Raw genomic sequence first — 14,866 nt, 5'->3', positions numbered from 1 at the left:
CCGCGCTGTTGCGGGTGACAGGGCCCTGGTCGGAGCGGTGGAACCTACTTCTTCATGAGCTCGATCAGCGCGTCGACGTCCTTCGGCTCGAAGCCGCGGAACAGCGTGAGCGCCAACTCGTAGTAGGAGCGCACCGGGCTGACGTACCACTTGCCGTCGACCTCGGTGGCGACGACGCCGACACCGGTCTTCATGATCGACCCGGCCACCCGGCCGATGATCTCGACGGCCTCGGCGGGGATCTTCGCGCCGCCCTGCTGCTGGAGCAGCTGGGTGATCTCGTCCGCGCACAGCTTCTGCGAACCCTGACCGGGCACCTCGGCGGCGTAGCAGTCACCTTCGCGGGTGATCGTCACGGTCTCGCCCTCGGCGGTGACCGACAGCTTCTTGATCGTCACCTGCTTGCCGCCGGTGACGTCCTTGACGTCGGTCTCCAGCGCGTTCAGCTTGGCGCCGGTCGGCTTCTGCCGGCCCGCCTGCTCGATCAGCAGCGGGCCGAGGTCCTGGAGCACTCCGGCCTCGTCCGGCGGCAGCAGCGCGATGACCTTGGTCAGGTCGGCGTCGAGCGCGGCGTTGACCATCTGCTTCGCGGCCTCGTCGGCGGAGTTCGCGCCCGCGGCGGCGATGCCCTGCGACGGCCACTTCAGCTTCTCCTCCTCCAGGACCGCGTTGGCGATCGTGTAGAAGGCGCTCGGGTACCACTTGTCGTCGACCTTGATCGACGCGATGCCGATCGGGGCGCCGCGCTTCGCGACCTCGGCGGTGATGTCGAGGGTCTCGGACTTGGTCGACGTGAGGTTCAGGTCGTCGCCCAGCGCGTCCACGAGCTTGTCCGTGAGCGGGATCTTCGAGGCGTCCGAGGTGATCGTGATCTTGCCCTCGACCAGCTTGTTGATGGTGAGGTGATCGTTGATCTTCTCGGCCTTGGCCTCGTCGAACTTGATGCCCTCGCTCTTGAACTCGACGCCGGTGAGCTTGTTCGGGTCGGCCTCCTGCTTGAGGATCTCGAGCCGCTTCATCTCCTTCGTCATCGACTCCATGTAGTCCTTGGACAACGCGGCCTCGGCCGGTGCCAGGGACGCCATGATGCCGACGACGTCACCGCTGCCGAGCTGCTCGATGAGGTTCTTCGCGGCGACGGCCGGGGTGTCCTGACCGGCGTTCGAACCGGGGTCGGCCTTCTGCAGCGCGAAGAACGTGACACCGCCGCCGATCAGCAGCAACACGGCGACGACGGCCGTGACGACCAGGCCGGTGCGCTTCTTCTTCGGCGGCTCGCCACCCATCGGCGCGTAGCCGTAGGGCTGCTGCTCGAAGCCCTGCTGGGGGAAGCCCTGCTGCGGGAACCCCTGGGGTCCGGTCTGCGGGAATCCCTGCTGCGGGTGGCCCTGCTGCGGGAACCCCTGAGGCCCGGTCTGCGGGTAGCCGCCCTGCTGCGGGTATCCGCCGGGCTGCTGCTGCGGGTAGCCACCCTGCTGGGGCTGCTGCGGCTGCTGGCCGTACGGGTTGTTCTGCGGCTGCCACTGGCCACCGCCACCACCTGGGTAGCTCACGGGTTCCCTCCTGAGGTTCTCACTGCGCTGCGCCTGGTCGAGGTGAGCACCGTGATCGCCCCCACGATCGTCAGTACGGCACCGGCAAGGGTCGTGACTGGTCCGGCGATGCTGATTCCGACCAACGAACCCTTGCTATCCCCTTGGACTGTGGCTAGTAGGGCCACGGTTCCCCCGATCGTGCCAAAGAGAAGTGCGACGCACGCGGCGAATCGTGGAAAACGGACCACGTAGAGACCAATCGCAACCATGGCCAGCGGCGTTAGCCCCACCCAGATCGACGTGACGACCGTCCCCGCCACCCCGTCCAACCCGGCGAGATCACGCAGCGAGAGCACCTCGTAACTGTCCCTCGTGGTCGATCCGGATTTCAGCCAGGGAAGGAAAGTCCCCGCGATGGTCGTGACCAAGCCCACTGCCGCGATGGCGGCTCCCACAGCGCTGCGCACCCGACTAGTGTGAACCGATGGGGTCCCAGGCGTGCGCAGCGGCACGGGCGCTGGTCGCGTCCGCCCACCGGATCACGGTGCTGACCGGCGCCGGAGTCTCCACCGATTCGGGCATTCCGGACTTCCGCGGCCCGGACGGGCTCTGGACGCAGGACGCCGACGCCGGGCTCGGCGCGTCCATCGACACCTACGTCTCCGACCCCGCGGTGCGCCGGCTCTCCTGGCGGGCGAAGCTCGACAGTCCCGTGTGGACCGCGAAGCCGAACGCCGCGCACAAGGCGTTGGTGGAACTCGAACGGTCCGGGCGGTTGCGCACCGTCATCACCCAGAACATCGACGGCCTGCACCAGAAAGCAGGCTCCGACCCGCATCGCGTGCTGGAGTTGCACGGCACGTTGCACGCCACCGTGTGCCTGAGTTGCGGTGCCACGGGCCCGATGCGCGACGCGATGAAGCGTGTCGCGGAGGGCGAGGAAGAACCGGACTGCCTGCGCTGCCGAGGAATCCTCAAGTCCGCCACGGTGTCCTTCGGGCAGCACCTCGACGGTGAGGTGCTGCGCCGCGCCCGGCTCGCCGCCCTGGATTGCGACGTGCTGCTGGTGGCGGGAACATCGCTGTCGGTGCAACCCGCCGCCGGACTCGTGCCGCTGGCGGCGAAGGCGGGCGCGCAGGTCGTCATCTGCAACGCCGAGCCGACGCCGTACGACGACGTGGCGGCCGTTGTGCTGCACGAACCCGTCGGCGACGTGCTGCCCGAGCTCAGTTCCGTTCCTCCATCCGGGGGAGGCCAGTTCTCGTCCTGGGGAGATCCGAGCACCTGGTCGTAGGGTCGGGCCATGCGCGTACCGCTGATCACCACGGACTTCCTGGACCGGGCGTCGTTCGCGTTCGCGGCGACCACGGCGACGATCGACGAACCCGACCAGCCCGCGAAACCGGTCGAGACGACGACGTACGCGGAGATGGCGAACCGCGTGCGCGCGTGGCAGGCGGGCTTCGACGCGCTGGGCATCGGCGAGGGCGAACGGGTCGCCGTCGTCAGCCACAACTCCGCGCGGATGCTCGAACTGCTGCACGCCCTGCCCGGCAGCGGGCGCATCTGCGTGCCGGTGAACTTCCGCCTGCGCCCCGACGAGGTGAAGTACATCGTCGAGCACAGCGGCGCGTCGGCGTTGTTCGTCGACCCCGAACTTCAACTCGATGACGTCGTGGCGCGCCATCGGTTCACGCTCGGCGAGGAGTCGGAGTCGCTGCTTCGGTTCGATGTGGAGCCACGGCCGTGGAGCGACCCCTCGGAGGACGCGACGGCGACCATCAACTACACGTCGGGAACGACCGCGCGGCCTAAGGGCGTGCAGTTGACGCATCGCAACATCTGGCTCAACGCCGTCACGTTCGCCATGCACACACGGGCGTGGGAAGGCGACGTGTACATGCACGTGCTGCCGATGTTCCACTGCAACGGCTGGGGAATGCCGTTCGGTCTCGCGGGCCTCGGTGTGCCACAAGTGGTGCTGCGCAAGGTCGACGGCGCCGAGATCCTGCGCCGTGTGCGCGACCACGGCGTCACGCTCATGTGCGGCGCACCGGCCGTGTGGAACGCCGTGCTCGACGCCGCGCAAACGTGGGATGGCGAGATCCCTGGCCGCGACACCGTACGGATCGTGTGCGCCGGTGCGCCGCCGCCCTCGCGCACGATCCAACGCGTCACCGAGGAGCTCGGCTGGGAGTTCCTCCAGATCTACGGCCTCACCGAGACGGCGCCGCTGCTCACGTTCAACCGCGCCCAGCCCGGCCCGCAGGGCGAGGAGAAGGCGAAGCTCCAGTCACGGGCGGGCGCGCCGGCGTTGGGCGCGCAGCTGCGGATCTCGGAGAACGGCGAGGTGATGGCGCGGTCGAACGTCGTCATGGAGGGCTACTGGGACAACCCGGAGTCCACCGCGGACGCCATCGAGGACGGCTGGTTCCACACCGGCGACGGCGGCTTCTTCGACGACCAGGGCTACCTCACGATCTCCGACCGCAAGAAGGACGTGATCATCACCGGCGGCGAGAACGTCTCGTCCATCGAGGTCGAGGACTGCCTGTTCTCGCACCCGGCGGTCGCCGAGGTCGCGGTCATCGGCGTGCCCCACGAGAAGTGGGGTGAAACGATCAAGGCGCTCGTCGTGCTCTCCGGCGAGGCCACCGAGGCCGAGCTGATCAAGCACTGCAAGGAGCGGCTCGCGGGCTACAAGGCGCCGACGTCGATCGAGTTCCGCGACTCCATCCCGCGCACGGCCACGGGGAAGATCCAGAAGTTCAAGCTCCGCGAGCCCTACTGGACGGGGCGCGATCGCGGCGTGAACTGATAACGGTGAACTAGTCCATACCGGCGACACGCCGGACTTCGATCGTCCCAAAAGGACCACCGACCGTGTTCCACTGTGACACGTGTGGTTGACGGTGCGTTAGTTCCTGATGCGCCGGATGCGTCTGATTGGTCTAATGCGGTCGGAGGTGATGCCCTGTGTTGACACGACTCTCCGCCGTGGTGGTGCTGATGACGGCCGTCCTCACGGGGACGGCCGCCGCTGTGCCCCCGCCTCCGCCGAACCCCAGTGACGCGGAGATCTCGGCGTCTCGGGCCGAGGCGGACGCGAAGGCGTCGCGCGTCGGGGAGCTGACCGGGCGGCTCACGCAGGCCGAGTCACGCCTGCAGGAGTTGTTCGACGACCTGTCGTACAAGCGCGAACTCGCGAACAAGGCCCGCGTCGACCTGGAGACCGCGATCTCCGAGGCCGAGGCCGCCCGCAAGGAAGCCTCCGCCGCCCGCGTGCAGGCCGACGCCGCGTCCGCCGCCGTCGAGGAGAGCCGCAAGCAGCTCGACGAGTTCGCGGCCGCCTCCTACGCGCAGGGCACGACCGTCGGGTCGTTCTCCGCCTACATCGGCGCGAAGTCGCCGGAGGACCTGCTCGCCCGCGCCCAGATGCTGGAGGCGGTGTCGGCGTCGAGCCTGAACCGCCTCGACCAGGTCACCCGCGACCAGGGCACGGCCGCGAACCTCGACTCCTCCGCCCGCGCCGCGCTCAAGAACGCCGAGGTCAAGCAGGCCGCCGCCGACGAGGCCAAGAAGGTCGCCGAGCAGGCCCAGCAGGTGGCCGTCGACGCGCACTCCGCGCAGTCCGCCGCGACCCAGGAACTCCAGTCCAACAAGGACGCCGTCGAACGCGAACTCGCCGCCGCGCGCGGTGAGGTGAGCGGACTCGAAGCCCAGCGCCGCCAGTACGACCAGTGGTCGGAGGCGAAACGGCTGGAGGACGAGGAGAACGCCCGTCGAGCCGCAGCCGCTGCTGCCGCCGCCGCGCCGAAGCCGCAGGCTCCCGTGTCCCGGCCGATCGCGGCGGCACCGGCGCCGTCGGGCAACCGCGTGCAGACGGTGATCAACCGGGCGTTGGCTCAGCGCGGTGTCATCTACGCGTGGGGCGGTGGCAACTACTACGGCCCGACGTACGGCGTGCGCGACGGCGGTGTCGCCGACTCGTACGGCGACTACCGCAAGATCGGCTTCGACTGCTCGGGCCTGATGATGTACGCCTTCGCGGGCGCCGGCGTGTACCTGCCGCACTACAGCGGTTACCAGTACAACTCGGGCCGCAAGGTGCCGCTGTCGCAGATGGCCCCCGGCGACATGATCTTCTGGGGCCCCGGCGGCGGCACGCACGTGGCGCTGTACCTGGGCGGCGGCATGATGGTCGAAGCGCCGCATTCCGGTGCCGTGGTGCGGATTTCGCCCGTGCGGTACGGCGGCATCATGCCGTACGTGACCCGCATGCTGTGACCGCGGGGACGGCCCGCTCCGGGGAGCGGGCCGTGGGCACTCAGGCGGCGCCGAGACGCAGCGGGTTGGCCTTCGTGGTCGCGCTGCGCAGCCAGTTGTGGTGCGGGTGGATGGTCACGCCCTGCGGACCGCGGACGACGACCTCCTCGAGGCACCAGTGCGAGCTGTCGCCCTTGTTGTCGAACGCGATGTCGAACGACGTCAGCGGGCCGAGCTCGGACAGCGTGAAGTTGTAGGCGTCGGTCCGGCCGCGCTCGCGGTCGTCGCCGGGGTTGTCGAGGTTGATCCAGCCGGACTGCGTGGTGCCGTTCAGGCGCACCTCGACGCGCGAGTCGGTGCCCGCGTTGTCGACGTTGCAGGTCCTGACCTCGATGCGGTACTGCGCCGGGGCGGCCTGGGCGGTGCCCATGGTCAGCGTGCCGGCGAACGCGGCGGCGAGAACGCCGATGACCGCGGTGGTCGTCACCTTCATGTTCGTTCCCCTCTCGTGGGTCGTGCTGGGGGAGAACGTGGCAGCGCGCGGTTGCGGGACTGTTCGGCGATCATGAAATCCGCAGCTCGCGCCGCCAGACCTGCCCGGTCACGTCGTGGCCGAAGCTGTGCTGCGGCGCCTCTTCCACGAGTGCGAACCCGTGCGCCTCGTAGATCTTGCGCGCCGAGTCGAGTCCGCTGACCGTCCACAACACCATGCGTTCGTAACCGGCGTCGCGCGCGAACTCGACACACGTGCTGACGAGCTTGTTGCCCGCTCCGTGCCCACGCGCGTCGGGGTGCACCAGCAGCACGCGCAGCTTTGCGGTCGTGTCGTCCTCACGAACGCAGAACACGCATCCGACCCGTTGGCCGTCCAGGTCGGCGATCCACGCGCCCTCTCTCGTGGGGTCGTGGTCGGTCGCGTAGTCACCGACGATCTTGGCGACCACCGCCTCGAACGAGGTGTCCCAGCCGAGTTCGGACGCGTAGAGCTCGCCATGGGCCTGGACGACCCAGCCCAGGTCGCCTGGCTGGTCGAGCGGTCGGATCAACACGGGTCGCCTCCACTGACACGAGTGTTTCAGTAATGCGAGAATAACCCGATGCCGTCCGCCCGCGAGACCGAACTCCTCGAAGCCGCCTACCGCTACGTGCTCACCCACGGCCTGGCGGACGTGTCGCTGCGGCCGCTCGCGGCGGCCATCGGGTCGAGCACGCGCGTGCTGCTCTACCTGTTCGACAGCAAGGACGGCCTGGTCAGGGCGTTGCTGGCGCGGGCACGGGCGGACGAACTGGCACTGCTCGACGGGATCGGCACCGGACCGGGCGTGGTCGAACGGCTGTGGGAGTGGCTGTCGGCGCCCGCGCACCGGCCGTTGCTGACGTTGTGGCTGGAGGCTTACGCACGCTCTCTCGTGGAGCCTGACGGACCGTGGGCGGGCTTCGCGCGCGCGACCGTGCAGGACTGGCTGGAGGTGCTCCGCGCGGCGCAGCCCGAGGACGTGCGCGACACCGCCGAAGGACTCGCGGCGCGCACGCGGGAGCTCGCGTTGCTGCGAGGGGCGTTGCTCGACCTGCTGGCGACGGGCGAGGCCGAGCGGGTGCTCAGCGCAGTTCGAGGATGACGTTGTCCACGGCCTCGTCGCCGCCAGGTCCGTGGCGCTCGATGATCTCGACGATCTTGTCGAACAGGGTCGGGCCCTCGCCGCGGCGGGCGGCTTCGAGCCTCGCGCGCACGCTGTCGCGGTTGTCGGGGTGGCAGGTCTTCAGGATCCCTTCGAGCCACTTGACCATCGCGGGGTGCCCGAGGTCGGTGCGGGACTTCCGAGCGTTGGCCCAGTGGAAGATCCAGCCGAGTTCGGGCGTGCCGAAGCCGCCGCGCAGGATGTCGTTGAACGCGTCCAGGTTGCCGGTCCACGTGTAGTCGTCGAGCAGCGTGGTGAACGCGCGGGCGAACCCGTCGAAGTCGGAGAAGAGGGCACCGTCCACGACCAGCACGGGCAGGTCGCCCACCTCGGCCGCGAAACCCAGGCCGGTGAGCATCTCCGCGCTGACGGTGTCGCCCTCCTCGGCCACGGCGAGGACCGAGGAGTCGTGCGCGCGCAACGAGGCGGCGATCGTGGCCGCCACGGCGGGTCCGGGAACTTCTGAGACGTACGTGACCCACACCTTGCCCATGGAACTCGTGACGAGGCACGCGGCCACCACGCGGTCGGTCTCCGCGACGAAGCTGGCGTGGGCCCAGCCGAAGTGCCGCCACCAGCCGACCTGCGCCTCGCCGTCGTCGCCCAGCAGACGGCCGAGCGTCTCGTGGTCCTCGTCGCGGACCAGGCGCACGCCGTCCGTCGGCAGTTCGGGTACGGGTCCGGGCGCGCGGCGGTAGATCGTTGCGTTCACTCGACTAGTTTGACGGGGTGAAGGTAGTGATTTTCGGTGCGTCCGGAATGGTCGGTCAGGGCGCGTTGCGCGAGAGTCTGCTCGACCCCGCCGTCGAGTCCGTGGTGACCGTGGGACGGTCGCCGTCCACCACGAGCCACCCCAAGCTTCGGCACGTCGTGCACGCCGACTTCGGTGACCTGTCGGCGGTCGCCGCCGACCTGGCCGACGCCGACGCGTGCTTCTACTGCATGGGCGTGACTTCGGCCGGTCTCACTGAAGCCCAGTACACGCCCGTGACGCACGACTACGCGGTGGAGGCCGCACGGGTCGTTGGCGGCACCTATGTGTACGTGTCCGGTGAAGGGGCTGGTGCTGACAGCAAGACGATGTGGGCACGGGTGAAGGGGCGCACGGAGAACGAGTTGCTGGCGCTCGACCGGCCCGTGTTCGTGGTGCGGCCCGGGTTCATCCAGCCGTTGCACGGGATCACCTCGCGCACGCGGATCTACCGGTACGTCTACACGTGGTCGTCGTGGTTGTTCCCCGTGCTGCGCAAGGTCGCACCGAAGTACGTGACGACGACGGAGCTGCTCGGGCGCGCGATGCTGGCGCTGGCCAAGGGCGCGCACGCGGACCGGGTGCTGCGCAGTGACGAGATCAACCGGGTGGCGGGAGGAACCGCCACGACCGGCTGACGTCGTTCTCAGGACTTGAAGGCGTCCTCCGTCTTCACCACGCCCGCCGTGCGGCCCGGCGCGGAGTGGTTCTCCCAGTAGAGGTTGGTGTGCGCGACGACCTTGTCCGGGGTGGGTGCTCCCCACTCCGACAGGTCCTCGGTCGTGTGCGCGTCGCTCACCAGCAGAGCGTCGTAGCCGCGCACGATCGCGCCGTGCAGGGTCGAGCGGATGCACTCGTCGGTCTGCGCGCCGGACACCACGAGGCTGCCGATTCCCTTGCCCGCCAGCACTTCCTCGAGGTCGGTCGCCTCGAACGAGTCGGCGTACGTCTTGTGCACCACCGGTTCGCCGTCGGCGAGCTTGAGCTCGGGCACGAACTGCCAGCCGTCGGACTCCTTCGGCATGTGCTCGGGGTTGCTGTGCTGCACCCACACGACGTCGACGCCGGCCGCGCGCGCCTTGTCGACGAGCGCCGCGACGTTGGCCACGACCTCGTCGCGGTTGTGGGCGTGGTTCACGACGCCGTTCTGCACGTCGATCACGAGCAACGCGGTGTTGGGGCGGTTCGCCAGAGTCGTCACGCGGCCCAGCTTAGGCCGAATGTGGTGGCGTGCAAGGGTGTTCCTTCGGGCGTGAACGGTCGCACGCGTGCGGCTCAGCGGGAACGCAAACGCCGCAACATGCGGGCGTCCTCGAAGCCGACGTTGCGAGCGGCGGTCTCGACCGTGGCGCCTTGACCGATCAGGTGTTCGGCGCGTTCGAGGCGCAACGCTTGTTGGTACTTCAACGGCGTCATGCCGGTCGCACGGCCGAACAAGCGCGTCACGGTGCGTTCGCTGCATCCCACGTGGACGGCGAGTTCCGCGAGTGACAGACGATCGTTGAGCCGTGTCTCGATCAAGTCCTGAATGCGGTGCACCGTCTCGTTGATGTGCGAACGGTGGCGCAGCAGCACACTGGCCTGTTGGTCGTCGCCGTTCCTGCGCGCGTAGATGACCATCGTGCGTGCGATCGCGGCGGCCACGGACGGTCCGTGGCGCACGGCGACGAGGTGCAACGCGAGGTCGATGCCGCTCGCGATGCCCGCGGACGTCACGACCCTGGTGTCCTCCACGTACAAGACGTCACGCACGACGTGTGCGGACGGGTAGCGCCATGCGAGTTCATCTTGCAACTCGTGGTGTGTGGTGCAACGGCGTCCATCGAGCAAACCCGTGCGTCCCAATACATCCGCGCCTGCGCAGACACTCGCGACCGTGCCGCCGTTGTCGTGGTGCGCGCGCAACCACGACAACGCGCGTTCGCTCAGATGTCCGGTTCCGGCGATTCGCGGCGAACGCCACCCCGGAACGAACACGAGGTCGTTCACCTCGAGAGAGGGCAGCTCGACGGACGCACCGAGCGGCACGCCCTGATGACTCGGCACGGTGTCCGAATCGCCCACATAGGACAGCGCGTACCCGCAGTCGAGGTCGGCAGCGCTGGAGAACACCTGCGCCGGCCCCGCGAGGTCGAGCAGGTGCACTCCCGGTACGAGCACGAAAACGACTTTGGTCACGATCCGGTCAGCGTAGCGACATCCGAGATGCGCGCGAACCGACCGGCCAGCACGTACTCGGTCCGCTCGATGATCTCCTCGACGCCGAGCACCTTCCCGGTCCGCCAGTGCGGCAACGGCGTGGTCGCGGTCGCGTCCGTCACGAACGTCATGTCGAACCCGAGGTCGGAGCCGACCCGCGTGGTCGTCTCGCAGCACTGCTCGGTCCGGATGCCGCTGATCAGCAGCTCGCGCACACCGCGCTGGGTCAGCGTCTGCTGGAGGTTGGTCGTGGTGAACGCGTTGTGCGCGGTCTTGGTCAGCACGGGCTCGTCGTCGAGCGGCTTGAGGCCGTCGATCAGCCGCACGTGCCCGAGTGCGGGGTCGAACACGTCGCCGGTGCCGGGTTCGGAGTGCAGCACCCACACCACCAGGTCACCGGCGTCGCGCGCCAGATCCACCAGCTGGTTCACCTTGCCGGCGACGTCCGGGTTCGACACCTCGGCCCAGTTGGCCCGCTGCCGGAACGACTCCTGCACGTCGATGACGATCAATGCTCGCTTCATGCCACCAAGCCTCGCCAACGAGAACCCGGCGGAACAGGCACGGCCCGGCCGAAGGGCGGACGGATCCGGTCACCGTGGCAAGATCGCGGACATGCGCATCCTCGCGGGCGATCCGGCGGAGCAGGACCTGGGCGTCGACGTCACCCTGAGCGAGGGCCTGCTGCGCGGACCCGCCGTGCCGTTCCTGCGACTCACGAAGGGCCGCAAGATCCTCGTGGGGGAGGCGCGGACCGACGGCACGAACGTCGAGGTCGTGATCCGGGCGGCGTGGAGCGACGAGAACGGCTGGCGGCAGAGCACCTGGACCGCGCAGGACCTGGACGGCACGCTCGCCGAACCGGCCCACCGCGTCGAGGAACGCGAACGCGGGCTCACCATCGCCAAGGCGCTCGCCGAGGGGTCCCGCAACACCGTCGCGGACCTGCGCGGCCTGCGCTACGAGATGGAACGCCAGGTCGCCGACCTGCTGGCACAACGCAAGAACACCGCGCTACGCCTGGTCATGGCGCAACTGGTGGAACTGTCGATGGCCGTGAGCCGCGCCCGCGACCTCGCCCAGGAGGCGATCCGCGAGGGCCGCTTCACCACCGTGACGATGCGGCACTGCGAGGCCATGAACGCCGAACTGGGCGACGAGGTCACCCGGCTCCAGGCGTTGCTGAGCAGCGTGTCGACGTTCGCCGTCGCGCAGGAAGGCGAGGCACAGCAACGGTTCAACACGCTCGCCGCCGCCGCTGCCGCCGGACTCGGCCTGCCTGCCCTGATCCTGTCGCTCTACGGCGCCGACGACTACCTGCCGTTCACGGCCGACAAGGCGTGGCGTGCGCTGACTCCGATCGCGGGCGCGCTCACGATCGCCGCCGCGATCATCCTCACCCGCGTGCCCGGCCGCACCACCGCTAAGCACTACCTGATCGCCGCGGGACTGATCATCGGACTCCTGAGCATCCTGCTGGTCGCCGGGCTCCTCGCGCCCCGTTAAAGACGCCTGCGCCCCGCGAACCCCAGATCGGTCCGGTGGTACCAGGACAGTTCGCGGTCGCCTTCGAGCCAGCACAACAGCACCGGCACGCCGTCGCGTTCGGAGGGGAAGTCCACCAGCAACGGCGCGAGGCCCTTCAACTCGGCCCCGGTGTGCTGCACGGTCTCCATCAGCTCGTCGAGACGAGCCTGCGCGGCCTTGAACTCCGGTATGCCGCCGAGCGACGAGCCACCGGCGGCGAGTTCGGCCGCGTCGGCGCGCAGCCGCACGATCTCGTCCAGCACGGGCAGCAGCCGCGCGAGTTCGGTCTTGGCCTCGGAGAGCGTGAACAGTGACACGACACCAAGGCTGGCACAGTGGACGGAATGACGTGGCGACTGGGTGACCTGACCGTGCGGCGGATCGGCTTCGGAGCGATGCGCCTGCCGCAGCACGGCACGGCGTTCGACCCCACCGCCCCGCCGCGGGACCGGGACCAGGCGATCGAGGTCCTCCGCACGGCCGTCGACCTCGGCGTCAACCACGTCGACACGGCCGCCTTCTACTTCTCCGCCACCAGATCCGCCAACGAGCTGATCAACAGCGCGCTCGCGCCGTACCCGGACGACCTGGTGATCGTCACCAAGATCGGGCCCGGCCGCACGCCGCAGGGGGAGTGGCTGCCGCTCGCCACACCGGAGCAGCTGCGCGGCCAGGTCGAGGAGAACCTGCGGCAACTCGGCCGGGACCACCTCGACGTGGTGAACCTGCGGATCAGCGGCCTCGACGACGTCAGCGCGCACTTCGAGGCGTTGGCGCAACTCCAGCGCGACGGCCTGGTCCGCCACCTCGGTCTGTCCAACGTCAAACCGCACCACCTCGACCAGGCGCAGCGGATCGCCGAGGTCGTGTGCGTGCAGAACTCCTACGGCCTCGGCCACCACCCCGAGCAGGACGACTTCCTCGGCGTCTGCGGCGAGCGCGGGGTCGCGTTCGTGCCGTTCTTCGCGCTGGCCGGGGCCAACCAGGAGGCCGGGACGTCCGCCGAGGACGACGAGGTCACCGAGATCGCCCGCGCCCGGGACGCCTCGCCCGCGCAGATCCGGCTGGCGTGGACGCTCGCGCGCGGACCGCACGTGCTCGTCATCCCCGGCACCGGCGACCCCGCCCACCTGCGGCAGAACGTCGAGGCGGGCGACCTCCGGCTCACCCCGGACGAACTCACCCGCCTCGACGCCGCGCACCTCAGCGGCGGCTGATCCGGCTGAACAGCCAGGTCGCCCAGCCGAACGCCACCACCAGCAGGCCGCCGGACCACGCGAGCGCGAGCCAGCCCGACGTCGCCTCCTGCCCGTTCAGCAACGCGCGCACGGTCTCGATGACCGGCGTGATCGGCTGGTGCTCGCTCACCACCCGCAGCCACGGCGGCATCGTCGCCACCGGGACGAACGCGCTGCTCAGGTACGGGATGAACAGCATGAAGAACCCGAGCAGGCTGGCCGACTCGACGGTCCGCGCGACCACGCCGAATCCGGCCGCGAGCCACGACAACGCCAGCACGTAGAGCGCCAGCAGTCCCATCGCGAGGATCCACGACCCGAACGACGCGGCCGGGCGGAACCCCATCAGCAACGCCACGAGCACCACCGCGAACGTCGCGAGGCCGTTGCGCGCGACCGACGCCACGACGTGCCCGGTCAGCACGGAGAACCCGCTGATCGGCATCGAGCGGAACCGGTCGACGACGCCCTTCTTCATGTCGTCGGTGACGGACATGGCGGTGGACGTGGCGCCGTACCCCGTGCACAGCACCAGGATGCCGGGCACCACGTAGTCCACATAGGACTGCGTCGAGCTGATCGCGCCGCCGAAGACGTAGACGAACAACGCCATCATGAGCACCGGCAGCACGATCGCCATGATCACGAGGTCGAGGTTGCGGCGGCTCAGCCGGATGCTGCGGCCGATCATGGTGAGGGAGGCGGTCATGCGGCCACCGCCGTCAACGAGGTGAACACGTCGTCCAGGGTCGGGCGGTGCGTGGCCACCCGCAGCACTTCGACCCGTGCCGCCAGCAGGTCGTCCAGCACCCGGTGCAGGTGAACGGCGCTGCCGTCCGACGGCACGCTCAACGTCGATCCGTCCGCCACCCCTCCGACGACGTTCCGGGCCCTGGACGCGTCCTCGCTGGAGCCGAACGTGAGGTCGAGGCGCGTGCCGCCGACCGAGTTCTTCAACGCGTCCGCGGTGCCGTCCGCGACGACGCCGCCGTTGTGCAGCACCACGATCCGGTCGGCGAGGCGGTCGGCCTCCTCCAGGTACTGGGTGGTGAGGAAGATCGTCACCCCGTCGCGCACCAGGTCGCCGATCGCGTCCCACATCGTCGTGCGGCTGACCGGGTCGAGGCCGGTGGTCGGCTCGTCCAGGAACAGCAGTCGGGGCCGCGCGACCAGGCTCATCGCGAGGTCCAGCCGCCGCCGCATGCCTCCCGAGTAGGTGCGCACCCGCCGGTCCGCCGCGTCGACGAGGTCGAACCGCTCCAGCAGTTCGGCCGCCCGCGCCCGCGACGCCGGCCTGGCGACCCCGCGCAGCCGGGCGATCATCACCAGGTTCTCCCGCCCGGTCTGCTCCTCGTCCACCGCCGCGTACTGCCCGGTCAGGCTGATCACGCCGCGCACGTCGGCCCCGGCCCGCACCACGTCGAACCCGCACACGCGCGCCGTGCCGCCATCAGGCCTGGTCAGCGTGCTCAGGATGCGAATCGTGGTGGTCTTGCCGGCGCCGTTCGGGCCGAGCAGTGCGAGCACGGACCCCTCGGCGACCTTCAGGTCCAGGCCGCTCAGCACGACCGTCGACCCGTATCTCTTCGTCAGACCCTCTGTCTCGACGATCATCGGACCCCCTTTTATGCGTACCTCATACGCAAAACCCAAATTAGCGTATGGCATACG

18 protein-coding genes are annotated in these 14,866 nt (G+C 69.3%); 7 read left to right on the top strand and 11 right to left on the bottom strand.

What is annotated here, in order from left to right; genetic code table 11:
- Positions 1–44: 44 nt before the first annotated feature.
- Positions 45–1,553, bottom strand: coding sequence for a flagellar basal body protein FliL (locus JNUCC0626_RS17755; RefSeq protein WP_394620872.1), 1,509 nt, complete (start codon positions 1,551–1,553; stop codon positions 45–47).
- A complete protein-coding gene (locus JNUCC0626_RS17750; RefSeq protein WP_382442106.1) occupies positions 1,550–2,002 on the bottom strand; it encodes a hypothetical protein in 453 nt (150 codons plus the stop codon). Before JNUCC0626_RS17750 ends, JNUCC0626_RS17755 begins: the two co-directional genes overlap by 4 nt.
- A gap of 17 nt (positions 2,003–2,019) precedes the next feature.
- Here JNUCC0626_RS17750 and JNUCC0626_RS17745 point away from each other — a divergent pair, with 17 nt between their 5' ends.
- The 3 genes from JNUCC0626_RS17745 (at position 2,020) to JNUCC0626_RS17735 (ending at position 5,822) form a co-directional block, all read left to right on the top strand.
- On the top strand, positions 2,020–2,829 hold the full coding sequence (locus tag JNUCC0626_RS17745; protein ID WP_394620871.1) for an SIR2 family NAD-dependent protein deacylase: 810 nt from the start codon (positions 2,020–2,022) through the stop codon (positions 2,827–2,829).
- Between the two features lie 9 nt (positions 2,830–2,838).
- Positions 2,839–4,353 (top strand): class I adenylate-forming enzyme family protein, encoded by a 1,515-nt coding sequence (locus JNUCC0626_RS17740; protein WP_394620870.1) that lies wholly within the window; start codon positions 2,839–2,841, stop codon positions 4,351–4,353.
- Between the two features lie 158 nt (positions 4,354–4,511).
- Positions 4,512–5,822: an NlpC/P60 family protein gene (locus JNUCC0626_RS17735; protein ID WP_394620869.1), complete on the top strand. Its 1,311-nt coding sequence runs from the start codon at positions 4,512–4,514 to the stop codon at positions 5,820–5,822.
- A gap of 40 nt (positions 5,823–5,862) precedes the next feature.
- Here JNUCC0626_RS17735 and JNUCC0626_RS17730 read toward each other — a convergent pair whose 3' ends face one another.
- Positions 5,863–6,294 (bottom strand): PLAT/LH2 domain-containing protein, encoded by a 432-nt coding sequence (locus JNUCC0626_RS17730; protein ID WP_394620868.1) that lies wholly within the window; start codon positions 6,292–6,294, stop codon positions 5,863–5,865.
- Between the two features lie 70 nt (positions 6,295–6,364).
- Complete coding sequence (locus JNUCC0626_RS17725) at positions 6,365–6,850, bottom strand: GNAT family N-acetyltransferase (protein ID WP_394620867.1); 486 nt, start codon at positions 6,848–6,850, stop codon at positions 6,365–6,367.
- Between the two features lie 48 nt (positions 6,851–6,898).
- Here JNUCC0626_RS17725 and JNUCC0626_RS17720 point away from each other — a divergent pair, with 48 nt between their 5' ends.
- Positions 6,899–7,420 carry a TetR/AcrR family transcriptional regulator gene (locus tag JNUCC0626_RS17720; RefSeq protein WP_394620866.1) on the top strand — a complete coding sequence of 174 codons (522 nt, stop codon included), beginning with the start codon at positions 6,899–6,901 and terminating at the stop codon, positions 7,418–7,420.
- On the opposite strand, the gene JNUCC0626_RS17715 is transcribed toward JNUCC0626_RS17720, so the two are convergent.
- Complete coding sequence (locus tag JNUCC0626_RS17715) at positions 7,401–8,192, bottom strand: hypothetical protein (protein WP_394620865.1); 792 nt, start codon at positions 8,190–8,192, stop codon at positions 7,401–7,403. The genes JNUCC0626_RS17720 and JNUCC0626_RS17715 overlap by 20 nt on opposite strands.
- Positions 8,193–8,209: 17 nt before the next feature.
- On the opposite strand from JNUCC0626_RS17715, the gene JNUCC0626_RS17710 reads away from it, so the two are divergent.
- Positions 8,210–8,869, top strand: a complete 660-nt coding sequence (locus JNUCC0626_RS17710) for an epimerase (protein ID WP_394620864.1) — start codon at positions 8,210–8,212, stop codon at positions 8,867–8,869.
- A gap of 8 nt (positions 8,870–8,877) precedes the next feature.
- Here the strand turns inward: JNUCC0626_RS17710 and JNUCC0626_RS17705 are convergent, their stop codons facing one another.
- The 3 genes from JNUCC0626_RS17705 to JNUCC0626_RS17695 form a co-directional block, all read right to left on the bottom strand.
- Positions 8,878–9,432 (bottom strand): isochorismatase family protein, encoded by a 555-nt coding sequence (locus JNUCC0626_RS17705; protein WP_394620863.1) that lies wholly within the window; start codon positions 9,430–9,432, stop codon positions 8,878–8,880.
- A 74-nt stretch (positions 9,433–9,506) separates the two neighbouring features.
- Positions 9,507–10,409, bottom strand: a complete 903-nt coding sequence (locus JNUCC0626_RS17700) for a GlxA family transcriptional regulator (protein ID WP_394620862.1) — start codon at positions 10,407–10,409, stop codon at positions 9,507–9,509.
- Positions 10,406–10,954, bottom strand: coding sequence for a cysteine hydrolase family protein (locus JNUCC0626_RS17695; RefSeq protein ID WP_394620861.1), 549 nt, complete (start codon positions 10,952–10,954; stop codon positions 10,406–10,408). Before JNUCC0626_RS17695 ends, JNUCC0626_RS17700 begins: the two co-directional genes overlap by 4 nt.
- Here JNUCC0626_RS17695 and JNUCC0626_RS17690 point away from each other — a divergent pair.
- On the top strand, positions 10,953–11,936 hold the full coding sequence (locus tag JNUCC0626_RS17690; RefSeq protein WP_394620860.1) for a hypothetical protein: 984 nt from the start codon (positions 10,953–10,955) through the stop codon (positions 11,934–11,936). The two genes, JNUCC0626_RS17695 and JNUCC0626_RS17690, sit on opposite strands and share 2 nt — an antisense overlap.
- On the opposite strand, the gene JNUCC0626_RS17685 is transcribed toward JNUCC0626_RS17690, so the two are convergent.
- Positions 11,933–12,274, bottom strand: coding sequence for a DUF2203 domain-containing protein (locus JNUCC0626_RS17685; protein WP_394620859.1), 342 nt, complete (start codon positions 12,272–12,274; stop codon positions 11,933–11,935). The two genes, JNUCC0626_RS17690 and JNUCC0626_RS17685, sit on opposite strands and share 4 nt — an antisense overlap.
- A gap of 27 nt (positions 12,275–12,301) precedes the next feature.
- Between JNUCC0626_RS17685 and JNUCC0626_RS17680 the strand changes: the two genes are divergently transcribed.
- Positions 12,302–13,174: an oxidoreductase gene (locus JNUCC0626_RS17680; protein ID WP_394620858.1), complete on the top strand. Its 873-nt coding sequence runs from the start codon at positions 12,302–12,304 to the stop codon at positions 13,172–13,174.
- On the opposite strand, the gene JNUCC0626_RS17675 is transcribed toward JNUCC0626_RS17680, so the two are convergent.
- Together JNUCC0626_RS17675 and JNUCC0626_RS17670 are read right to left on the bottom strand one after the other, a co-directional pair.
- Positions 13,161–13,904, bottom strand: coding sequence for an ABC transporter permease (locus tag JNUCC0626_RS17675; protein ID WP_394620857.1), 744 nt, complete (start codon positions 13,902–13,904; stop codon positions 13,161–13,163). The genes JNUCC0626_RS17680 and JNUCC0626_RS17675 overlap by 14 nt on opposite strands.
- Complete coding sequence (locus tag JNUCC0626_RS17670) at positions 13,901–14,809, bottom strand: ATP-binding cassette domain-containing protein (RefSeq protein WP_394620856.1); 909 nt, start codon at positions 14,807–14,809, stop codon at positions 13,901–13,903. Before JNUCC0626_RS17670 ends, JNUCC0626_RS17675 begins: the two co-directional genes overlap by 4 nt.
- Between the last annotated feature and the right edge of the window lie 57 nt (positions 14,810–14,866).

The organism is Lentzea sp. JNUCC 0626 (assembly GCF_043632865.1).
Lineage (GTDB): Bacteria > Actinomycetota > Actinomycetes > Mycobacteriales > Pseudonocardiaceae > Lentzea.
The sequence above is the reverse complement of the archived record's forward strand: the minus strand, read 5'-3'. Positions and strand labels throughout refer to the sequence as shown.

Coding starts and splice junctions, on each gene's coding strand:
- JNUCC0626_RS17745 (WP_394620871.1), top strand. CDS start 2,020: ATGGGGTCCCAGGCGTGCGCAGCGGCACGGGCGCTGGTCGCGTCCGCC.
- JNUCC0626_RS17740 (WP_394620870.1), top strand. CDS start 2,839: ATGCGCGTACCGCTGATCACCACGGACTTCCTGGACCGGGCGTCGTTC.
- JNUCC0626_RS17730 (WP_394620868.1), bottom strand. CDS start 6,294: ATGAAGGTGACGACCACCGCGGTCATCGGCGTTCTCGCCGCCGCGTTC.
- JNUCC0626_RS17720 (WP_394620866.1), top strand. CDS start 6,899: ATGCCGTCCGCCCGCGAGACCGAACTCCTCGAAGCCGCCTACCGCTAC.
- JNUCC0626_RS17690 (WP_394620860.1), top strand. CDS start 10,953: ATGCCACCAAGCCTCGCCAACGAGAACCCGGCGGAACAGGCACGGCCC.
- JNUCC0626_RS17695 (WP_394620861.1), bottom strand. CDS start 10,954: ATGAAGCGAGCATTGATCGTCATCGACGTGCAGGAGTCGTTCCGGCAG.
- JNUCC0626_RS17680 (WP_394620858.1), top strand. CDS start 12,302: ATGACGTGGCGACTGGGTGACCTGACCGTGCGGCGGATCGGCTTCGGA.
- JNUCC0626_RS17675 (WP_394620857.1), bottom strand. CDS start 13,904: ATGACCGCCTCCCTCACCATGATCGGCCGCAGCATCCGGCTGAGCCGC.
- JNUCC0626_RS17670 (WP_394620856.1), bottom strand. CDS start 14,809: ATGATCGTCGAGACAGAGGGTCTGACGAAGAGATACGGGTCGACGGTC.